16 protein-coding genes are annotated in these 21,627 nt (G+C 68.0%); 7 read left to right on the plus strand and 9 right to left on the minus strand.

What is annotated here, in order from left to right:
* The 6 genes from VNR91_RS00980 to VNR91_RS01005 all read right to left on the minus strand — a co-directional run.
* Positions 1-225, minus strand: a 225-nt coding sequence (locus VNR91_RS00980; protein ID WP_325488928.1) for a helix-turn-helix domain-containing protein, incomplete at its 3' end; no start/stop codon positions are given.
* Between the two features lie 107 nt (positions 226-332).
* Positions 333-2,045: a GMC family oxidoreductase gene (locus tag VNR91_RS00985; protein WP_325488929.1), complete on the minus strand. Its 1,713-nt coding sequence runs from the start codon at positions 2,043-2,045 to the stop codon at positions 333-335.
* Positions 2,045-2,803, minus strand: coding sequence for a glucose 1-dehydrogenase (locus VNR91_RS00990; protein WP_325488930.1), 759 nt, complete (start codon positions 2,801-2,803; stop codon positions 2,045-2,047). Before VNR91_RS00990 ends, VNR91_RS00985 begins: the two co-directional genes overlap by 1 nt.
* Positions 2,804-2,831: 28 nt before the next feature.
* The gene (locus VNR91_RS00995; RefSeq protein WP_325488931.1) at positions 2,832-4,145 is read right to left on the minus strand and encodes an MFS transporter; all 1,314 of its coding nucleotides are present in this window, start codon (positions 4,143-4,145) and stop codon (positions 2,832-2,834) included.
* Positions 4,142-4,594 carry a heme-binding protein gene (locus tag VNR91_RS01000; protein ID WP_325488932.1) on the minus strand — a complete coding sequence of 151 codons (453 nt, stop codon included), beginning with the start codon at positions 4,592-4,594 and terminating at the stop codon, positions 4,142-4,144. The genes VNR91_RS00995 and VNR91_RS01000 overlap by 4 nt, the downstream gene beginning before the upstream one ends.
* A 28-nt stretch (positions 4,595-4,622) precedes the next feature.
* Positions 4,623-5,819 carry a mandelate racemase/muconate lactonizing enzyme family protein gene (locus VNR91_RS01005; RefSeq protein WP_325488933.1) on the minus strand — a complete coding sequence of 399 codons (1,197 nt, stop codon included), beginning with the start codon at positions 5,817-5,819 and terminating at the stop codon, positions 4,623-4,625.
* 495 nt (positions 5,820-6,314) lie between these two features.
* Between VNR91_RS01005 and VNR91_RS01010 the strand changes: the two genes are divergently transcribed.
* The 5 genes from VNR91_RS01010 (at position 6,315) to VNR91_RS01030 (ending at position 14,543) form a co-directional block, all read left to right on the plus strand.
* A complete protein-coding gene (locus VNR91_RS01010) occupies positions 6,315-9,509 on the plus strand; it encodes a TonB-dependent receptor (protein ID WP_325488934.1) in 3,195 nt (1,064 codons plus the stop codon).
* A gap of 77 nt (positions 9,510-9,586) precedes the next feature.
* The gene (locus tag VNR91_RS01015) at positions 9,587-11,038 is read left to right on the plus strand and encodes an alkaline phosphatase family protein (RefSeq protein WP_325488935.1); all 1,452 of its coding nucleotides are present in this window, start codon (positions 9,587-9,589) and stop codon (positions 11,036-11,038) included.
* Positions 11,039-11,060: 22 nt separating this feature from the next.
* A complete protein-coding gene (locus VNR91_RS01020; RefSeq protein ID WP_325488936.1) occupies positions 11,061-12,623 on the plus strand; it encodes an alkaline phosphatase D family protein in 1,563 nt (520 codons plus the stop codon).
* 53 nt (positions 12,624-12,676) lie between these two features.
* Positions 12,677-13,672 (plus strand): sugar kinase, encoded by a 996-nt coding sequence (locus tag VNR91_RS01025; protein ID WP_325488937.1) that lies wholly within the window; start codon positions 12,677-12,679, stop codon positions 13,670-13,672.
* A gap of 46 nt (positions 13,673-13,718) precedes the next feature.
* Entirely contained in the window at positions 13,719-14,543 is an 825-nt protein-coding gene (locus VNR91_RS01030; RefSeq protein ID WP_325488938.1) for a phosphatase PAP2 family protein, read from the plus strand.
* A gap of 133 nt (positions 14,544-14,676) precedes the next feature.
* On the opposite strand, the gene topA is transcribed toward VNR91_RS01030, so the two are convergent.
* From topA to VNR91_RS01045, 3 genes are all read right to left on the minus strand, one after another.
* On the minus strand, positions 14,677-17,265 hold the full coding sequence (gene topA, locus VNR91_RS01035) for a type I DNA topoisomerase (RefSeq protein ID WP_325488939.1): 2,589 nt from the start codon (positions 17,263-17,265) through the stop codon (positions 14,677-14,679).
* A 163-nt stretch (positions 17,266-17,428) separates the two neighbouring features.
* Positions 17,429-17,881 (minus strand): Cu(I)-responsive transcriptional regulator, encoded by a 453-nt coding sequence (gene cueR, locus VNR91_RS01040; RefSeq protein WP_325488940.1) that lies wholly within the window; start codon positions 17,879-17,881, stop codon positions 17,429-17,431.
* Positions 17,878-20,376, minus strand: a complete 2,499-nt coding sequence (locus VNR91_RS01045) for a heavy metal translocating P-type ATPase (protein ID WP_325488941.1) — start codon at positions 20,374-20,376, stop codon at positions 17,878-17,880. Before VNR91_RS01045 ends, cueR begins: the two co-directional genes overlap by 4 nt.
* Positions 20,377-20,532: 156 nt before the next feature.
* Here VNR91_RS01045 and VNR91_RS01050 point away from each other — a divergent pair, with 156 nt between their 5' ends.
* Positions 20,533-20,736 (plus strand): heavy-metal-associated domain-containing protein, encoded by a 204-nt coding sequence (locus VNR91_RS01050; protein ID WP_325488942.1) that lies wholly within the window; start codon positions 20,533-20,535, stop codon positions 20,734-20,736.
* 79 nt (positions 20,737-20,815) lie between these two features.
* Positions 20,816-21,627, plus strand: an 812-nt coding sequence (locus tag VNR91_RS01055; protein WP_325488943.1) for a multicopper oxidase domain-containing protein, incomplete at its 3' end; no start/stop codon positions are given.

Consider the following 21,627-nt stretch of genomic DNA (forward strand, 5'->3'; position numbering starts at 1 on the left):
CACCGGGCCGAGCCGCAGCCGCTGCGGCGACGAATCCGCCTGGAGGAATTCCTCCTCGACCAGCGCGGAAACCAGCCGGTGGACCGTGGGCTTCTTCAGGTCGAGTTGCGCCGCCAGTTCGGCGACGGTGATGTCGCCGCCCGCCTGCCCGACCGCACGCAGCACCGACAGGCTCCGGCGAACGGCGTTTGCTCCACCCGTCAGCTTGTCGTCCACGTCCTGCATCGATGCACCGATCCCCGAAAACCACCGATTCCACCGGCTGGACTCTGGTTCAGTCTTTGGCGGGCAGGGTCAATATCCTTTCGCGCGTCACCCGGCCCGGAGCGCGTCTATTCGGCCTCCACGCGCCGGATCGCGTCGGCCATGCGCTCGGCGATCATGATCACCGGGATGTTCAGGTTGGCGCGCGGGATGGTCGGCATGATCGAGGCATCGACCACGCGCAGCCCGGCCACGCCGTGGACGCGCCCGTCTTCGGGGCTGGTCACGGCATAGCCGTCCGCCGCGCGGCCCATGCGGCAGGTGCCCGACGGGTGCCATTGGCCGAACACGCCGGACCGGACGAAATCCTCGATCGCGGCACGATCCTCGATCAGCCCGCCGAGGGTCTTGCGCCCGCCGATGAACGTCTCGACGAAGGCCGGCTGCAACGCCGGTATGGCATCGAGCAGCAGCGCCATCGGCGCGGTCAGCAGATAGTTGGCGGCGCTGCGCCGCCCCAGCAGCTTGGCCCAGCCGCTATAGCTGGACGGAGAGGGGGTGACGACGTGCGGCTGCATTTCGGGGGAGGCCGCGATCGCCGCCATCATCAGCGTCGAGTCGGCCAGGCGCTCCAGGTCGCGCGGATCGGAGAACCAGTTGAAATTGGCGATCGGCCCGGTCGCGCCATCCGCGCTCTCGATATCGACGTGGCCGACGGAGAACGGCTTATTGATCCAGTAGAGCAGCGTGCCGATCCGCTCCCCCAGCGGGTGCCAGGCCGATTTGGTGGCGACCATCGCGAACATGTCGCCGGTGCCGCACCCCTCCATCCGCGACGAATAGCGCAGGCCGATATGGCTGTGCCGGCGCGTCCGGTTGCCGAGCCGGGCATGGGGGCGGATGAACGCCGACAGCGAAATCCCGGGATGCTCTTGCAGATTCTGGCCGACGCCGGGCCGATCCGCGACGATATCGATCCCCAGCGCGTGGAGGCGCGGCGCGGCGCCGATGCCGGCGCGCATCAGGATCGCCGGCGATTGCAGCGCGCCGGCGCAGACAATCGTTTCGCGGGCCAGGATGTCGGCGGCCTCGTCGCCCTTGCCGGTGGTGACGCCCAGCACCTGCCGGTCGCGCACGATCAATCCCGAAATCTCGGTGTTGGCCATGATCGTCAGGTTGGGGCGGCGGCGCACCGCTTCGGTCAGATAGCCGCGCGCGGTCGACACCCGGTGGCGTCCGTCGTTCGACAGGGTGAGCGGGAACACCCCGTCCTCGAACGATCCGTTTTGATCGGCGATCGCCGGAAAGCCGTGCGCCAGCATCGCGCGTTCCGCCGCCAGCGTGAATTCCGGCCACTGCGCGCGCGGGATGCGGTGGATCGGGATCGGCCCGTCCGCCCCGTGCAGCGGCCCGTCGAAATCGAGGTCGCGTTCCAGCTTGCGGAAATAGGGGAGCACCGTCTCCCAGTCCCAGCCCGTCGCCCCCTTGTCGGCCCATTCGTCATAGTCGTCGGGCGTGCCCCGGTTGGCGGCCTGGCCGTTGATGCTCGATCCGCCGCCGACAACCTTGGGCTGGTCATAGCGTTTGGGGTGGGGCCACGACGCGGGATCGTTGCCGGTCACCGGCAGCGGACGGCTGCGGATCGTCGACCAGTGATTCGCCGAATCGAACGCGACGATGCCGGGGTACATGTCGAGGAACTCGGCCGGCTCCTCGCCGGGCGGCAGGTCGCGCCCGGCCTCGATCAGCAGGACGTTCAGGCGCGGGTCCTCGGACAACCGGCTCGCCAGCACGCATCCCGCGCTGCCGCCGCCGACGATGACATAGTCGATCCGCGGCATCAGCCGATCCAGAAGCCGCCGTTGACGTCCAGCGTCGCGCCGGTGATGTAGGCGGCCTCGTCGGAGGCGAGGAACGCCACCGCCGCGCCGATTTCCGCGGGATCGGCCAGCCGTCCCAGCGGGATGTCCGCCACCACCTGTTCGCGCACCTCGGGCTTCATGTGGGTGCGGATCAGGTCGGTGTCGACCACGCCGGGCGCGATCGCGTTTACGGTGACGCCGGTCTTCGCCATCTGCCGCGCCAGCGTGCGGGCAAAGCCGAGCATCCCGCCCTTGGTCGTGCCATAGTGGATGCCGCCGTTCATCGCGCCGCGATGCGCCACCACCGACGACGTGCAGATGATCCGACCATAGCCGCGCTCGATCATGCCGGGCAGCACCGCCTTGGAAAACAGGAAGGCGCTCTTCAGGTTGACCGCGATCAGCCGGTCCCAGTCCTCCTCCGCCAGATCGAGGATCGACACCGCCTGGTCCATGCCGGCGTTGTTGACGAGGATGTCGATCTTTCCGAACCGGGCGATCGCCGCCGCGACCGCCGCCGCCACGTCCGCCGAGGACGATGCGTCGCCGGGCGTCGCCAGCGCGCCATCGCCGATCTCCGCCGCCTTGCGGTGCGCGCGATCCGCGTCGATGTCGTTGACCGCGACGCTGGCACCGCGCGCGGCGAGCTCGCTTGCGATCGCGCCGCCGATGCCGTTGCCGCCGCCCGTGACGATCGCCACCCGGCCGCGAAGATTCTGGGTCCGTTCCGCTGACATTGCGATTTGCTTCCTTTGGTATCGGGGGTCAGTTGGCGCGCGCGATCGCGCGCTTCGGGCGGGTCCGGCCGATCACGACGGCGAGGATGACCGCTGAGACGGGGTGCAGGATCGCCAGCCCGGCGAAGATAGCGAAGTAGCCGAACTGCATGACGATCGATCCCGCGAACAGGTTGAGCAGCAGCGAGGTGCTGGCGCCGACCGCGCCCAGCATCCCCAGCGCCGATGCGTTGACCTTGATCGGAAACAGCCCGGCGAGGAGCACGTTGAAGCCGACGAACCAGATCTGGCACACCGTGATGACGGCGGTGATGATGATCAGCGCCAGCGTCGGGCTCGACGTCATGGTGATCATCGCGCCCAGCGGCATCAGCGCGGCGGTGATGCCGAACAGATAGAGCTGGACGCGGATCGGATCATGGCCGCGCACCGCAAAGCGATCGACCGACCGGCCAAGCACCACGCAACTCAGCATCGCGACGATGTACGGAATGCCGCCGACCAGCCCCAGCTCGGTCAGCGACAGGCCGACGCGCTCCTGAAGATAGCCCGGAATCCAGAACAGGTAGAAATACCACACCGGATCACTGAGCATCCGTACCACGATGATCGCCCAGAACCGTTTGTCCTTGAGCAGCGAGGTGGCCGATGCACTGCCCTCATCGACCCTCTCCGCCGGCGCGGCGGGTTGGGCGACCGGTTGTGGAGCCGGTTGCGGGGCGGGCTGGCCGGCGGGCGCGTCCTTGCTGTCGGTGAACCACCACAGGATCGCGATGCCGATACCGACCAGGCCGGGGATGACGAACGCCCCGCGCCAGCTGATCCCGGTCGCCAGCAGCGCGGTCAGCGGCGGCGCCAGGATCGCGCCAAGGTTGCCGGCGGGGGTGACGATGCTGATAGCCAGCGTGCGGCGTTCGACAGGAACCCAGTTGAGGATCGCGCGCTGGATCGCGGGGAACACCCCCGGCTCCGCCGCGCCGAGCACCGCGCGCGACGCCGCGAGATGGGCGAAGCTGTGCGACATGCCCGACGCGATGTTCGCCAGTGACCAGCCCACGGCAAAGATCGTCATGCAGATTCGGGTGCCGAACCGGTCGATCAGCCGGCCGCTCACCACGTACATCAGGATATAGGGCAGCATGAACGCGAAGGTCAGCAGCGAATAGGCGTTGTCGTCGAACGCCAGCTCCGCCTTGACCACCGGCTTGAGGATCGAAAGCGTCTGGCGGTCGAAATAGTTGAGGACCACCAGCCCCATCAGCAGGCCCAGGATGAACCAGATCTTTCGGGGCATCCTCCGGATCGGATCGGCGGGCGCGATCGGGCTGGTGGTATCGGTCATCGGGCGGGCTCCGTCGGTTGCGCCCGCGCTGCCAGAGCCTCGAACTCCTGCACGGCGGTTTGGGCGATATCGGCATCCTGGTGGACGGTGCCGGAGCTGATGCCGATCGCCCCCACCACCTTGCCCGCCGCGGTTACAGGCACCCCGCCGCCCAGAACAGCGACTTCACCGCCGCGCAGCGTGTTCAGCCCGAAACCACGCTGGCCGGGCAGCGCGACCTCGGCCAGTTGCGCGGTCGATGCCCACAGGCCGGCCGCCGTCCGCGCCTTGGCGATCGCGAAATCGGCGGTGTAGGGCTTCGCGCCGTCCATGCGGTGAAACGCCAGCAGCGCGCCGGCGGCATCGACCACGGCGATATTCTGCGGCACGCCGATCGCGCTGGCGGCGGCGATGGCGCGGTCGATCAGCATCCGGGCATCGGCGGCGTCGAGCATGACGATGCTCCTCATGACCAGCGGGGCCCGTGCGGCGCCGGCATCATCGGGCCATCTCGGGACGATCCGACGGCTGGAGCGCGCGCTGGACGGCGGGATCGTGGATCCGCTGCGCCGCCGCGACGCTCGGGGTGCCGCCGTGGCCGTGGCCGGCCGGGGGCATCAGCCTGCCGTCGCCGTCGACGGTCAGCGCGACGCCGACATCGTCGCGCATCGGGTTGACCAGATGGTTGCGCTCGAACAGCGTCAGCTTCTCCAGCCCGGCGCAGCAATGCAGCGCGGTCGCCACGCCGATGCTGGTGCCGACGCCGTGCAGCGCGACGTTGACCCCGGTGCGCCGCGCCAGCGCGTCCAGCCGCCGCATCCCGGTCACGCCCAGTGCGCGGGTGACGTTGGGTTGCAGATAGGTCACGCCCAGGTCGACCAGCCGCTCGAACGCGGACAGGGTGAAGTCGTTCTCGCCGCCGCCGATCGCGAATGGCGCGCGTTCGCACAACAGGCGCAGCGTCTCGAAGTCCTCCGGCTCGACCGGCTCCTCGAGCCAGGCGATGTCATAGGGCGCCAGCCCGTCGAGCAGCGCCAGCGCCTCGTCGCGCTCATAGGCGCAATTGGCGTCGAGCATCAGCGGGGTTCCGGCCGGCATCGCCTCGCGTATGGCGCGAACATGCGTCACGTCGATAGCGACGCCGCGCCCGACCTTGAGCTTCACCGCGGTGTAGCCCTGGTCGAGGAACGCCAGCGCCTGCGCCGCGCTTTCTTCGGGATCGGCGAGGAAGGGGACCGGGCTGGCATAGAGCGGCACCGGCTCGACCCGGCCGCTCAGCATCTCGGCGAGCGACTTGCCCGCGCGCTTCGCCGTCAGGTCCCACAGGGCGATGTCGAGACCGGCCAGCGCCTCCATCGCCGGGCCGCGGCTGTTGCCCAGCGCGAGGAAGAATCGATAGAATTCCTCGAGCGCCTCTTCGGGCGATGCGATCTCCGCACCGGTCAGCGCCGGGGCGATGACGTCCTCGATGATCGCCCGGCTCGGCCCGGGGCTGGGCAGGCCGAAGCACTCGCCAAAGCCTTTGACGCCGTCCTGATCGGTGACGACCACCAGGGTCGCGGTCTGGCCGGTGCGTTTGATTCGCTGGAAATGGGCTGCCGGGCTCAGCAGCTCCTTCGGGACATTCCCCTCCCCATAGATCCGCGTGAACGGGTAGCGCATCTCGACGGCGACGACGGAAGCGATTTTCAGCATCCGGCCCTCACCGCGCGCTCGCGCATGACCGTTCGCGGACCGCCGTGCGGATGGCCGCACCCGCCTGCGCGGGGCGCCCGCGCGGCCCGCTCGCCATAGAATCCGTTTGACATTCCGAGCCTCCAACAATAGGTGGACTGTATTCCATAGTGTGGAATGATGACGGGGGGCGGGCGGGATGTCAACGCCGAATTCGATAAAAGGCCGACGACGAGGCAGACCGATCGACGCCCCTCCAAGTGTCAGCGCAGTGTAACATTATCGTTATTGTAAATGAGAATGAAAAATCGTCCATAATGCGGAAACCAGTCTCTAAACTGTAATAAACACATTATATATCAAGCTGGTAGTGTCAAATTGACTGGCGATTTATCGTGTGGCAGAATTCATTAACGATATCTGAAATCGGCCACGCGGCGCATGATCCGGCAAGGGGTGCCGGTGTGCGATGCGGGTGGTCCGCAACGTCCGGATACGGCTATTGGGGAGGATGAAATGAAAACGCGAGCAACGCTGCTTTTGGCGGTATCGACGGTCTCGATGCTGATCGCCGGCGCGATGCCGGCCTATGCCCAGGACGCCTCATCGCCGTCCGCCGACGCCGCGCCCGGCGCCCGTCAGGCGGGGAGAGGGACGCTGTCGGGCCAGGTCTTCGATCCGGCGGCCGGGTCCTACCTGCGCGACGCGATCGTCGACGTCGAGGCGGCGGACGGGCAGAAGCGTACCGTCACCACCGGTGAGGCCGGCGCCTTCCGCGTTCCCAATCTGCCGGCCGGCACCGCCCGCGTCACGGTCAGCTTCGTCGGCTATGTCGCGCAGACCCGCGACATCGCCATCCAGCCCGACGAGACCGCCACCCTCGAGCTGGAACTGGTGCGCAGCGGGCGCGACGGGCAGGCCGCGGGCGAAGGCGACATCGTCGTCAGCGGCATCCGCGACGCCAGCGCGATCGAGCTGATGTCCCAGCGCAAGGAATTGCAGATCGCGGACATGCTCAACACCGAAGCCTATGGCGACATCGCCGGCGGCAATCCGGCGGAGTTCATGAAATACATGCCGGGCGTCGACGTCGACGGCTCGAACGGCACCTCGGTCTACGCCTATCTGCGTGGCCTGCCGGCGGAATTCACCCGCACGCAGCTCAACGGCATGGACGTCGTCTCGGCCAACGCCGCGACCGCGACGGGCTATTCCAGCGCCGCCGCCGCCGCGCGCATCTTCAACTACGAAACGCTGTCCATGTCCGCGATCGACGCGGTCACCACCTACAAGACCACCGGTGCCGACCAGAACGCGGATGCGCCCGCCGGCATCATCGACCTGCGCACCAAGCGCGCCTATGACCGCAAGAAGGGCTTGTTCGTCGTCTCGCTCGAAGGTTTCACCCACGAAAACATGTGGGACAGCTACAAGAACGTTGGCCCGGATACGGGCGGGTGGGGGAACAGGAAGTTCCTGCCCAACGCCTCGCTGTTCTATTCCAACAGCTTCCTGAACCAGCGCCTCGGCGTAATGTTCTCGCTCGGTTTGAACGACCAGTATATCGAACGTGAGCAGATCACGATAAACCGTAACTACCGACAGTCGGCCACCGCACCCTATCCGCTCGAATTCTACAGTATGCAGGGTCAGACCGGCGCACGACGGACGATCCGCAGGACCGGGGCGCTGGTGCTCGATTTCAAGGCGACCGACACGCTCAACCTGTCCGTCATGGGGACGGCGTATCGCGGGAATATCCAGCTTCACAACCAGATCACGACCGTCAGCGCGGATACCTCGACCGGCACCAACGGCCTGCTCAATCTCAACGGGCAGCCGGCGACCTCCGCCGACGCGCTGTCCGGCTTCGTCGGCAAGCTGCCGGCCACCACCACGTCGATCACCTCCGCGGCAAACGACCAGTACAAGTATAACAACGGCAAGATCCTGGCCGCCAATTTCGACTGGAAGCTGGGCGGCCTCAGTCTCGACGGCTATTTCGCCTATTCGGACAGCCATTCCTATTATGATTCGCCGAGCGCCGGCCAGGTCCAGGCGGGGCCGACGTACGGTTCCACCGGCAATGCCCAGTTCGTGAAGGGCAGCTCCGATCTCGCTCTCACCGACTGGACGATCACCCAGATCAGCGGACCCGACTGGTCGAATCCGGCGTCCTACACCTTCAGCGGCAAGCCGGCGATTACCGTCAGCAATGGCATTTATGCCAGGATCTCGGCGCGCTCGGGTGCGCTCAACGCGCGTTACGACGCCGAGTTCGGCGACGTGCCGGTCAGCTTCAAGGCTGGGTTCAAGATCACCGACACCAGTTACCTGTTCGGCAACGACGCGCAGTATGGCTACACCTACAACGGCCCGCTGACCAACGCGGAATTCATTGCGCAGGCGACGAATCCCGGCATCAGCGGCATCACCGACAAGAGCCATTTCGTCATCAACTCATTGTCCGGGTCGAGCTATATCCCGGCGATCGACCTCGCCCGGCTGCTGCAGATGTATCGCGACAATCCGGGTGAATGGACCAGCGCGGCCACCCCCGCCCAATATGCCACGGCCAACTATCGGCGCACCGACGTCGATGAGACGATCAAGGCGATCTACGGCATGGCGACCGCTGACGTGACGCCCAAGCTGCAACTGCGCGCCGGCGTGCGCGGCGAGTGGACGAGCACCCGCGCCGACGTGTTCCAGTCACGCCCGCTCGCGGAGGTGCGGGCGTACACTCCGCCCGGCGCGGCGGCGGCCTGCGTCGTCACAGGATCGACCGGAATCGCCACCACGATTCCGTGCATCGACTATCAGTTCGCCAATGGCGCGTCGCAGGTGAAGGGCGAGTATTTCACCCTGTTTCCCAGCGCCTCCGCCAAATATACCTTTGGCCGCCGCACCGATCTGCAGATTGGCTACAGCCGTACGATCCTGCGCCCTGGCGTCGACGCCACCGGCAGCTCGCCGATCGAGAGTCTGACCGGCAGTTCGACCGGCGGGCCGCTGTTGACCGTTCCCAATCCGGGGCTGACGCCCGCGTTTTCCGACAATTTCTCGGCGCGCTTCTCGCACTATTTGCGCGGGGTCGGCATGGTGAACCTGGGGCTCTACTACAACCGTATCGACGGCCTGGTGGTGGTCAACGAATATACCGCGGCCGAGGCGGCCTCTAATCCCGTGCTCGCGCCCTATGCGTCGGATCCGACCTACGCGAACTATGCCTTCGCGACCTATACGCAGCGGGACATCATCACGATCAAGGGGCTTGAGGCGGCGTTCCAGCACAGTTTCACCTGGCTGCCCGCGCCGTTCGACGGCCTGTCGGTGCGCGGCGCGTTCATGCACAACGAGCCCAACCAGAAGATCCCGCGTGTCGGCAACAACATCGGCTCGCTCGGTGTGATCTATGAAAAGGGCCCGGTGCGGCTGTTCGCCAACCTGTTGTGGAACGACGACAAATATCGTTCGGATACGCCCACCTGGTTTCAGGCACGCACCGATCTGACCGTCTCTGGAAGGCTCAGGATCACCAAGCATCTGGAAACCTATTTCACGGTCAACAACTTGCTGGCCGCGCCCTATAACGTAATGGTGCCGGGCAGCTCCAACGCCTCCACCGCGGCGGCGAACATCGGCTCGCACAGCGCGATCTACGTTCAGAACGGCCGGACCGGCACCTTTGGTTTCCGGGCGCGCTTCTAGCGTCCCGGAGCGGTAGAACATATCCATCCACGGGCGTCGCCGGGCGCCCGTGGATGGCGAATGATAGTGGGGTTGCCATGTCGAACACGTCGCGTTTCACCCGTCGCCGCCTGCTCACCGACGCGACGCGGCTCGCCTCGCTCGCGGCGGCGACGACGTTGATGCCGCCGAACGTCCAGCGGTTGATGGCACAGGCGCCCAATCGGGCCGGCTCGCTCAAGGACATCAAGCACATCGTGCTGCTGATGCAGGAGAACCGGTCGTTCGATCACTATTTCGGCACGCTGTCCGGCGTGCGCGGGTTCGGCGATCGCGACCCGCTGATCCTGCCCGGCGGCCGGAACGTGTTCCACCAGCCCGACGCGCAGAACCCGAACGGCTATCTGCTGCCCTTCCACCTCGACAGTTTTTCGACCAACGCGCAGAAACTGCCGTCGACCAGCCACGAATGGGACGTCCAGCACCAGGCGTGGAACGGCGGCGCGATGGACCAGTGGCTGCCCGCCCACCGCGCCGCCGACGGCGCGCATGGCCCCTACACGATGGGGTATTTCCGGCGGCAGGACATCCCGTTCCACTATGCGCTGGCGGAGGCGTTCACGATCTGCGACGCCTATCATTCGTCGGTGATGGGGCCGACCTGGCCGAACCGGCTCTATTACCTCACCGGCATGATCGATCCCGAAGCGACCGGGGGCGGTCCGGTCACCCGCAATAAGATGCCCGGCGACGGATTCCGCTGGAAAAGCTATCCCGAGCGGCTTGAGGACGCGGGGATCGACTGGCGCATCTATCAATATGGTGAAGCCGGCAAGCGCCACCACAACATGTTCAAATATTTCGAGCGCTTCCGCAACGCGCCGGCCGGGTCGTCGCTCGCGCAGCGCGGGATGCCGGACACCGACGAGGACCGCTTCGCCCAGGACGTCCTGGGCGATCGCCTGCCCGCGGTGTCGTGGATCTATCCGTCGGCGGAAGCGAACGAGCATCCCAAGAACATGCCGGCGGCGGGCGCCGATTTCATCGCCCGCCGGCTCAACGAGCTTGCCGCCAACCCCGACGTGTGGGCGAAGACCGCGTTCATCCTCAACTATGACGAGAACGACGGCCTGTTCGATCACGTGCCCCCGCCGGTGCCGCCCGCCGGCACGCCGGGCGAGTTCGTCGACGGCGTGCCGATCGGCGCCGGCTTTCGCGTGCCGTGCATCATCATCTCGCCGTGGACGGTCGGCGGCTGGGTGTGCAGCCAGCCGTTCGATCACACCTCCGTGCTGCAACTGCTCGAACGCTTTACCGGAGTGCGGGAGCCGAACATCACCGACTGGCGTCGCCAGACCTTCGGCGACCTCACCTCCGCGTTTCGCTTTGGCCAGCGCCCGGCGCGGTCGCCGGTGCTGCCCGGCACCGCCGACATGCTGGCGCTCGCGCTGCAATCGGCGGCGAACCTGCCCGATCCGGCGATCCCGGGCGCCCGCCAGCCGCTTCCCGCGCAGGAGAAAGGCGTGCGAAAGCGGGTGAAACCGTCATGAAGACCAAGGTGGACGCGACCCTATGACCGCAACCCTGCTCAACCGCCGCCTTGTCCTGCTCGCCGGGGGGCAAGCGGCGCTGCTCGCCGCACTGGCGCGCACGCCCGCGCTGGCCGCCCCCAAATTCCTCGACGATCCGTTCGCGCTGGGAGTCGCCGCGGGCGATCCGGCGCCGGACGGCTTCGTGATCTGGACGCGGCTGGCACCCCGGCCGCTCGAGCCGCATGGCGGTATGCCCGCCGAGGCGGTCGAACTGGGGTGGGAGGTCGCCGAGGACGACGGCTTTCGCAAGATCGTGCGCGCGGGCAAGGCGCTGGCCCGGCCCGAGCTCGCGCATTCGGTCCATGTCGAGGTCGCCGGCCTCGGCAGCCAGCGCCGCTACTGGTATCGCTTCATGGTCGACGGCATCCCGAGCGAGACCGGCACCGCGCGCACCGCGCCGCTGGCCGGCGCGGCGGTGGACCGGCTGCGCATCGCGGTCGCCGGCTGCCAGAACTATCAGGCCGGGCTGTTCACCGCGTGGCGCCACATCAGCCGCGAGGCCGATCTCGATTTCGTCTATCACTATGGCGACTATATCTACGAGGGGGCGACGGCCGGCGTCGCCGCGCCGGGGCGGCCACCGGTGGTGCGCCGCCATCCCGACGACGAGCCCTACAGCCTCGACGACTATCGCCGGCGCTATGCGCTCTACAAGGTCGATCCCGATCTGCGCGCGGCGCACGCCGCCGCCGCGTTCCTGCCCTCGTTCGACGATCACGAGGTGGAGAACGACTGGTCGGGCGATCTCGATGCGAGCAGCACCCCGCCCGAGGTGTTCCTGCTGCGCCGCGCCGCCGCGATGCAGGCGTGGTACGAACATATGCCGGTGCGGATGGGCCAGTTCCCGCACAACGGCGCGCCGCGCGCGTATCGGCGGCTCGATTTCGGCCGGCTGATGCGCGTCAACATGCTCGACAAGCGCAGCTATCGCAGCATCCGGCTGTGCGAGAAGCCCGGCGACGGCAATTGCGTCGACCGGCGCGACAGCCCCGACACGATGCTGGGCGCGGAGCAGGAACGCTGGCTGGGCGACGGGCTGAACGGCGGCGCGACGTGGAACATGCTCGGTCTGGGCGGGCTGGTGATGCCGTTCGACCGGTCGGCGCAGAAGGTGCCGTCGAACGGATATGACAATTGGACGGGCTATCCCGACGCGCGCGAGCGGCTGGTCGGGATGATCCAGGATCGCAAGCTGACCAACGTCGTCATCACCGGCGGCGACAGCCACATGTTCTTCATCGGCCACCTGCCGTCGCGGCGCGGCGATCTGGAAAGCGCGCCGGTCGCCGCCGAGCTTCATGCCACCTCGATCAGCTCGACCAGCAGCAACGGCAATCCGATCGGTCCCGATCCGCGCGCCGCGACCAATCCGCACATCGCGCTGATCCACGACCAGCGCGGCTATATGCTGTGCGATATCGACGCCGCGGGCTGGACGTCGAGCCTGCGCGTGGTCGATCAGGCGATCGCGCTCGGCGGCACGGTCAGCACATTGGCGCGCTACATGGTCCGGCCCGACCGGCCCGGCGTCGTCAAGCTTTGACGGGCGTAGCGCAGGGCGGATCGGCGCCGACGGGGGCGGCGACCGGCAGGTTTGTGACGTTTGGCGAGGTGATGCTGCGGCTGTCGCCGCCGGGGCGCCAATTGCTGCTCCAGACGCCGAAGCTCGACGTCTGGGTCGGCGGTGCCGAGGCCAATGTCGCCACCCAGCTCGCGCGGCTCGGTCATCCCACCCGTTTCGTCAGCGCGGTGCCGGCCAACGCGCTTGGCGACGCGGCGCTGGCGCAATTGCGCGGCGCGGGCGTCGAGGTCGACCATGTCCAGCGCCGCGACGGGCGGATGGGCCTGTATTTCGCGACGCTGGGCGCGGGGCCGCGCGCGACAGACATCCTCTACGATCGCGCGCATTCCAGCTTCGCCGACGCGCCCGCCTCGGCATGGGATTGGGACGCGATCCTCTCCGGCGCCGACCGGCTCCATCTGTCGGGGATCACCCCCGCGCTCGGCCCGAACGGCGCCGAGGCGGCGACGGCGGCGGCCCGGGCGGCGACCCGGCTTGGCGTGCCGGTGTCGTTCGACGGCAATTATCGCGCGCGGCTGTGGCAGGCGTGGGACGGCGATCCGCGCGCGATCCTCACCGAATTGGTCCGCCACGCCGATGTCCTGTTCGGCAACCATCGCGACATCTCTCTGCTGCTGGGCAGCGCGTTCGGCGGCGAGGGGCCGGACCGGCGGCGCGAGGCGGCCGACGCGGCCTTCGCGCATTTCCCCCGGCTCCGGCTGATCGCCTCCACAGCGCGCCATGCCGACGACGCCGATCGCAACCGCATCTCGGCGCGGATCGACACGCGCGACCGGCACGTCCAGACAGAGGAGGTGACGGTCGCCGGGATCGTCGATCGGATCGGCACCGGCGATGCATTCGCCGCCGGGGTGCTCCACGCGCTACGCTCGGCGCGCGGACTGGAAGAGACGGTGCGTACCGGGCTGGCGCTCACCGTGCTCAAGCATTCGATTCCGGGCGATGCGGCGTTGTTCGCGCAGGGCGATATCGATCTGTTCCTGGACGGCGTGACCGACATTCGCCGATGAAGGCGGCGCGTTCGCATCGCCCCGATACGACAAAGGGAGATAGGAAATGATCCATCGCAGGCTCGGCTGGGCGCTCGCCGCCATCGTCACCGTCATCGGCGTCGCCGGTTATGCGGCGGACGGCCCCGGTGGCTATCTCGCGCCGGGCGAGTTCGACGTGACGTCGGTGATCGAGCCGGCGCCACGGCCGGGCGACCCGCGCTACGATACGGACCGAAAGATCTTCCGCGCGACCAGGCGGCTTGAGGGAACGCCGCGCTGGGCGCTGGCGACCGGCGATGCCGACACCGGCGTCCCGGCGCTGATGCGCGACTTCAGCTGCGCGATCGGGGTCGATCTGACGCCGGAGAACGCGCCCCGGCTGGCCGCCGTCGTGCGCCGCGCCGGAATCGATACGTCGGGCCAGACCCGGATCGCCAAGGAAACCTATAAGCGCGGCCGCCCCTTCACCATCGACAAGGGCGCGATCTGCCAGCCGCAGGCGGAGCTGTACGACAAGAAGGCGCAGCGGATGAGCTATGACTATCCGTCGGGCCACACCACCTGGGGCTGGACCTGGGCGCTGGTGCTGACCTCGGTCGCCCCCGATCGCGCGCAGCAGATTCTGGAACGCGGCCGTGCCTATGGCGACAGCCGGTTCGTGTGCGGCGCGCACAACGAAAGCGCGGTGGAGGCGGGCATGTTGTCGGCCACGGCGACGATGGCGCTGGTGGCGACCAAGCCCGACTATCAAAGCGATCTCGCCGCCGCGCGGGCGGAGCTTGCCGCCCTGCGCGCCAGCGCGCCGCCGGCCCGCAACTGCCCGGCCGAAGCCGCGTTGCTGGCGCAGCGCGTCATGCCCAAGCTCGACAACGGGACGAGGCGGCGGTGATCGCGTAGCGGGGTTCCGCCCGCTGACGACCGGAACGGTGCCGGGGCCGCGGTGACCCCGGCCCGCGCCCGTCCGCAATCCCCCGCGCTGGCGGGCGCGCAGGGCGCGGGCAAGGGCGGCGGCGCGCCCGATCCTATGCCGTCTTCGCCGCTGCCTTCTTCTTTGCCGGGGCCTTTTTGGCGGGGGCCTTCTTCGCCGGCTTCCGGCCCTTCTTCGCCGGGGCCGCCGCCGCGCGCGCGTCGATCAGCTGCGCGGCTTCCTCCAGCGTCAGCTCGTCCTTCTCGACCGTCTTGGGCAGCGTCGCGTTGGTGGTGCCGTCGGTGACATAGGCGCCGTAACGCCCGTCCATCAGCTTGATCTCCGCCTCGGTGCGCGGGTGCTTGCCCAGCACCTTGAGCGGTTCGCGCGCGGCGCCGCGCGCCGGACGGCCGCCGTTCGCCGCCGCTTCCGCCAGCTTGACCACCGCCGTGTTCATGCCGGTCTCGAACACCTCGGCGGTCGACGACAGCCGCGCATATTTGCCGGCGTGCGCCAGATAGGGGCCATAGCGGCCGATCGACGCGGTGATCGGCTCGCCGGTTTCGGGATGGTCGCCCACCGTGCGCGGCAGGCTCAGCAGCTTGAGCGCCATCTCCAGCGCGACGGGCTCTGGCACGTCCTTGGGGATCGAGGCGCGTTTGGCGTCCTTGCCGTCGCCAAGCTGGAGATAGGGACCGAACCGGCCCGAGCGGCGCGTGACATCGACGCCATTCTCGTCCTGCCCCAGCGCCTCCGGGCCGCTGCTCTCGCCCGCCTCGCCGCCCGGCTGGGCGAAACGGCGTGTGAACTTGCACTCGGGATAGTTGGAGCAGGCGACGAACGCGCCGAACCGGCCGCCGCGCAGGCTCAGCTTGCCGTCGCCGCATAGCGGGCACAGTCGTGGATCGGTGCCGTCGGCGTTGGGCGGGAACAGATAGGCCTCAAGGAAGGTGTCGAGCGCGGCGGTGACCTCGCTCGGCTGCAATTCCTTCACTTCCTCGGTGCGCGGCTTGAAGTCGCGCCAAAAGGCGTCGAGTACCGCCTGCCATTCGGCACGGCCGCCGGACACGTCGTCCAGCTCCTCCTCCAGGCCCGCGGTGAAATCATAGCTGACGTACTTCTCGAAGAACCGTTCGAGAAACGCGGTCAGCAGCCGCCCCGTCTCCTCGGCGAAGAAGCGGTTCTTCTCGACGCGGACATAGGCGCGATCCTTGAGCACCTGGATGATCGAGGCATAGGTCGACGGGCGGCCGATCCCCAGTTCCTCCAGCCGCTTGACCAGCGATGCTTCCGAAAAGCGCGGTGGCGGCTGGGTGAAATGCTGTTCGGCGGCGACGCCGGTCCTGGCCGGGGAATCGCCCGAACGGAGCAGCGGCAGGCGGCGCGAATCGTCGTCGGCGGCGTCGGCCTGTTGGCCGGAGCCGCCCACGAAAGGCTTGTCGTCCGATCCTTCCTCGTAGAGCGCGAGATAACCGGGGAACAGCACCACCTGCCCGGTCGCGCGCAGCCCGGTGCGGCCGGTGCCGTCCTCCAGCTCGATCGTGGTGCGCTCCATCCGCGCCGACGCCATCTGGCTGGCCAGTGCGCGCTTCCAGATCAGTTCGTACAGCCGCGCGTGGTCGCCGCCGCCTGCCCCTTTTCCAGAATTTGGGTCCTTGCCGAAGTCGGTCGGGCGGATCGCCTCGTGCGCTTCCTGCGCGTTCTTCGCCTTCGCGGTATAGTGGCGCGGCTTTTCCGGCACATAGCTGCCGTTGTAGCGTTCGGTCACCGCCTTGCGTGCGGCGTCGATCGCGCTGCCGTCCATCTGCACGCCGTCGGTCCGCATGTAGGTGATCAGGCCGTCCTCATACAGGCCCTGCGCGATCCGCATCGTGTGGCTGGCGGAAAAGCCGAGCTTGCGCGCGGCCTCCTGCTGGAGTGTCGAGGTGGTGAAGGGCGGCGGCGGGTTGCGCGTCGCCGGCTTGGTCTCGACGCTGGCGACGGTGAACCTGCCCGCCTCGACATCGGCCTTGGCGCGGTTGGCGGTGCCCTCGTCGCCGATCGACAGCCGGTCGAGCTTCTTGCCCTCCCAGGTCGTCAGGCGCGCGGCAAAGGGGGTGCCGTCATGCTCGAACGTCGCCTCGACGCTCCAATATTCCTGCGCCTTGAACGCCTCGATCTCGCGCTCGCGCTCGACGATCAGGCGCAGCGCCACCGACTGCACGCGCCCGGCGGATTTGGCGCCGGGCAATTTGCGCCACAGCACCGGCGACAGGGTGAAGCCGACCAGATAATCGAGCGCGCGGCGGGCGCGATAGGCGTCGATCAGGTCGGTATCCAGCTCGCGCGGGTGCTGCATGGCGTGGAGGATCGCCGGCTTGGTGATCGCGTTGAAGGTGACGCGCTCGACCTCCTGCGGCAATGCCTTGCGGTTCTTCAGCACCTCCTGCACGTGCCAGCTGATCGCCTCTCCCTCGCGATCGGGGTCGGTCGCCAGGATCAGTCGATCGGCCTTCTTGGCCTCGTCGGTGATCGCCTTGAGCTGCTTGGTCTTGTCGGCATAGGCTTCCCAGTCCATCGCGAACCCGTCGTCGGGGTTCACCGACCCGTCCTTAGCCGGCAGATCGCGGACATGGCCGTAGGAGGCGAGGACCCGATAGTCCGACCCCAGGTATTTTTCGATGGTCTTGGCCTTGGCCGGCGATTCGACGATGACGAGCTGCATGGGTGTCTGGCGTTCCCTTACGTGTACGCGCGAGGGTGGAGAAGCTTGGGCGGGGGCGTCAAGCCGGGACGGGGAAGTGAGGGCGGCGCGGCGTTCCGTCAAGGGCGCTGGCCGTCAAGGGTGCTGGCCGTCAAGGGCGCTGGCGATCAACGGCGCTGGCTGGTCAGGGGCGGTGCCGCAGCCGGCCGGTTCCGGGTGATACCCGCGTCGGTGTATCCGGTGCGCCGCCCGGCTCCTCCAGATCGGCGAGGATCGGGCAGTCGGGCCGGTCGTCCCCCGCGCAGCAGGCGACCAGCGCGCCAAGCGTCGCGGTCATCTGTTCCAGGCTGTCGATCCGCGCGCGAAGCTGGACGATATGCGCCTGCGCGATCCGTTTGACGTCGGCGCTGTGGCGGGATGTGTCGCGCCACAGGCTCAAAAGCTCGTTGATCTCGGCGACCGCGAAGCCAAGATCGCGCGCACGCCCGATGAACCGCAGCATATGGACGTCCGACGGCGAATAATCGCGATATCCGGAATCCTTGCGATCGGCCTTGGGGATCAGGCCCGTCTGCTCATAATAACGGATCATCTTGGCGGAAACGCCGGATGCCTTTGCCGCCTCGCCGATATTCATGCCGTTCCCTCCGTCGCGCGCGGCGCGAACCCGCGCAGGCGCAGCGCGTTGCCCAGCACGAAGACGCTCGACATCGCCATAGCCGCCGCCGCGAACACTGGCGACAACAGGATGCCCCAGGCGGGATAAAGCACCCCCGCCGCGACCGGGATCAGCGCCACATTATAGGCGAACGCCCAGAACAGATTCTGCCGGATGTTGCCGATCGTCGCACGCGACAGCGCGATCGCCGTCGCCACCCCGCTCAGCTGGCCCGACATCAGCACCACATCGGCCGCCTCGATGGCGATGTCGGTGCCGGTGCCGATCGCCAGGCCGACATCGGCCGCCGCCAGCGCGGGCGCATCGTTGATGCCGTCGCCGACGAAGGCGACGCGGCCGTGCGCTGCCTTCAGCCGGGCCACGGCCTCGACCTTCCCGGCGGGCAGGACTTCGGCGACCACCTCGTCGATGCTCAGCTGGCGGGCGACCGCTTGCGCCGTGATGCGGTTGTCGCCGGTCAGCATCGCGATCTTGAGGCCGAGCGCGTGGAGCGTCGCGATGGCAACCGGCGTGCTGTCCTTGATCGGGTCGGCCACGGCGATGATCGCGGCGAGCTTGCCATCGATCGCGGCATAGAGCGGGGACTTGCCCTGTCGCGCCATCCGCTCTGCCGTGTCGGCGAAGGCGGCGACATCCAGCCCCAGTTGGCGCATGTAGCGATCGGCACCGATCTGGATCCGATCTCCGCCGGCCAACGCGCTGACCCCGAGGCCGGTGATCGATTCAAAGCCGCTGATCGCCGGGAGCGTGATGCCCTCGGCCCTCGCCGCGTCGCCGATGGCGCGGGCGATCGGATGCTCGGACCTGTCCTCGACCGCGGCGACCACGCCCAGCACCCCGGCCCGGTCGAATCCGTCGGTTACCTGTAGGTCGGTGAGCGCGGGCCGTCCCTCGGTCAGCGTGCCGGTCTTGTCGACCGCGACCACCGTCGCGTCCTTCAAAAGCTGAAGCGCCTCGCCCTTGCGGAACAATATGCCCAGTTCCGCGCCGCGCCCGGTGCCGACCATGATCGCGGTCGGCGTCGCCAGCCCCATCGCGCACGGGCAGGCGACGATCAGGACCGCGACGGCATTGACCAGCGCAAGGGTCAGCGCCGGCGGCGGGCCGAACCACAGCCACGCGGCGAAGGTCAGCGCGGCGACCGCGAAGACCGCCGGGACGAACCACATCGTCACGCGGTCGACCAGCGCCTGGATCGGCAGCTTCGCGCCCTGCGCCTGCTCGACCATGCGGATGATCTGCGCCAGCATCGTCGCATGGCCGACCGCCGTCGCGCGAAACGCCAGCGCGCCCTCCTGGTTGACGGTGCCGCCGACCAGCGTGGCCCCCGGCGACTTGGCGACGGGAATCGGTTCGCCGGTGATCATCGATTCATCGACGTAGCTCTCACCCTCGGCCACTTCGCCGTCGACCGGGATGCGTTCGCCGGGGCGCACCTCGACGATGTCGCCGCTGACGACATCGGTGATGGCGATATCGACCGCCGCGCCGTCGCGGCGCACGCGCGCGGTGCTGGCCTGCAAGCCGATGAGCCGCTTGATCGCTTCTGATGTCCGGCCCTTGGCGCGCGCTTCCAGATAACGGCCGAGCAGGATCAGCGCGACGATGACGGCGGCCGCCTCGTAATAGACGTTGACCGTCCCGGCGGGCAGCACGCCGGGCGCGAAGGTCGCGACCAGCGAATAGCCATAGGCCGCGAGTGTGCCGACCGCGACCAGCGCGTTCATGTCCGGCGCCAGCCGCGCCAGCGCGGGCAGGCCGGCCCGGTAGAAACGAATGCCGGGGAAGGCCAGCACCAGCGTCGTCAGAACGCACTGGAGATACCAGCTCGTCTGGATGCCGATCGTGCGGTCGATCAGGCCGTGGGCGCCGGGAATGACGTGGCCGCCCATCTCCAGCAGGAACACCGGCAGCGCCAGCGCGGTCGCGAGGGTGAGGTCGCGCTTCAGGGAACGGCGCTCGGCGTCCCTGCGCTCGGCCGTTTCCTCGTCGCCCGCTACGCTCTCCGCGATCGGACGCGCGGCATAGCCGGCGCCGGCGATCGCCGCGACGAGCGCCTGAACGTCGGCCGCGCCGCGCACGCTCGCGCGCTCGGTCGCCAGATTGACAATCGCCTCGCCAACGCCGGGAACGGCCTTCAGCGCCCGCTCCACGCGCGCGACGCAGGATGCACAGGTCATCCCTTCCACCGCCAGCTCGACGCTTGATGGTGCCACGCCATAGCCGGCCTGCTCGACCGCGCGCACCAGCGCCTGCCGGTTGGCGGGGCCGTTCGTCTGGATGTCGGCGCGCTCGGTCGCCAGGTTGACGCTGACCGACCGCACGCCTTCCACCTTGCGCAGCGATCGCTCGATACGCGCCACGCAGGAGGCGCAGGTCATGCCCTCGATCGGCAGGCTGATCGTCGAATCGGCGGGTTGTTGCGGCTTTGACGGGGCGTCTGCGGTCAACATGGGCCGCATGATGCAGCTTCCCATCGTGGGAAGGTCAAGCGCAGATACATGATGCCGTTCGCGCCATCCCGGTCCCGACCGAAAGAACGGCCTTGACCTTCCAACGATGGGAAAGATTAACCCGCATTCCGTTGTCGGGAACAATGGAGGCCATCGGTGCAGCTGCACGTCGAAAACATGACCTGTGGTTCGTGCGTCCGGCACGTCACCCGGGCGATCGAAGCGGTCGATCCGCAGGCGACGGTCGAAGTGGATATTGCGGGCAAGAAGGTCACCGTCGATACCTGCGTCGGGGCGCACGCCATCGAAGCGGCGCTCGCCGCGGACGGCTATCCCGCGCGCGCCATCGAGGCGGCATAGGGATCGACGGTCATACCGTCGCAAGCTCCGGCCGTTGTTTCCGTTCCCGGCAATCGGACATCCGCAGGGCAGTTGAGCCATGACATCCTTCGTTGAACGCCGCTCGCTCCTGCGCGCTGGTGTCGTCGGGCTTGCCGGGCTGGGTGTGACGGGCCTTGTGCCCGCCTGGGCGCGGACGGGTTCCGCCGGGCTCGCACCCGCCATGCCCATGCTTTCGGGCGAGGACATCCATCTCAGGATCGCCAACACCCACTTCACCGTCGGTCGCCGCGCCGGTCATGCCGTGACCGTCAACGGCGTGTTGCCCGCCCCGCTGATCCGGCTGCGCGAGGGGCAGAACGTGCGCCTGCACGTCGAGAACGCGCTCGACGAGGATAGCTCGATCCACTGGCACGGGCTGCTCGTGCCGTTCCAGATGGACGGCGTTCCCGGCCTCAGCTTCCCCGGCATCAAGCCGCACAGCCGGTTCGTCTATGAATTCCCGGTGCGGCAAAGCGGCACCTATTGGTATCACAGCCACTCTGGCCTTCAGGAACAGCAGGGGCATTACGGTCCGATCGTGATCGATCCCGCCGGGCACGATCCGGTCGCCTGTGATCGCGAACATGTGATCGTGCTGAGCGACTGGACCTTCCTGCATCCGCACGCGCTCATCGCCCGGCTCAAGGCGGAAGGCGGCTATTTCAATCGCCGGAAGCAGAGCTTGCTCGGCATGATACGCGGCGGCGCGGAGGAAAGCATGTCCGCGGCCGATCGCGCGATGTGGGGACGGATGCGGATGGACCCCACCGACATCGCCGACGTGACGGCGGCCACCTACACCTATCTCGTCAACGGCCATGGCCCGCGGGAGAACTGGACCGGCCTGTTCCGCCCCGGCGAACGGGTGCG

Source organism: Sphingomonas sp. (assembly GCF_035555815.1).
Lineage (GTDB): Bacteria > Pseudomonadota > Alphaproteobacteria > Sphingomonadales > Sphingomonadaceae > Sphingomonas.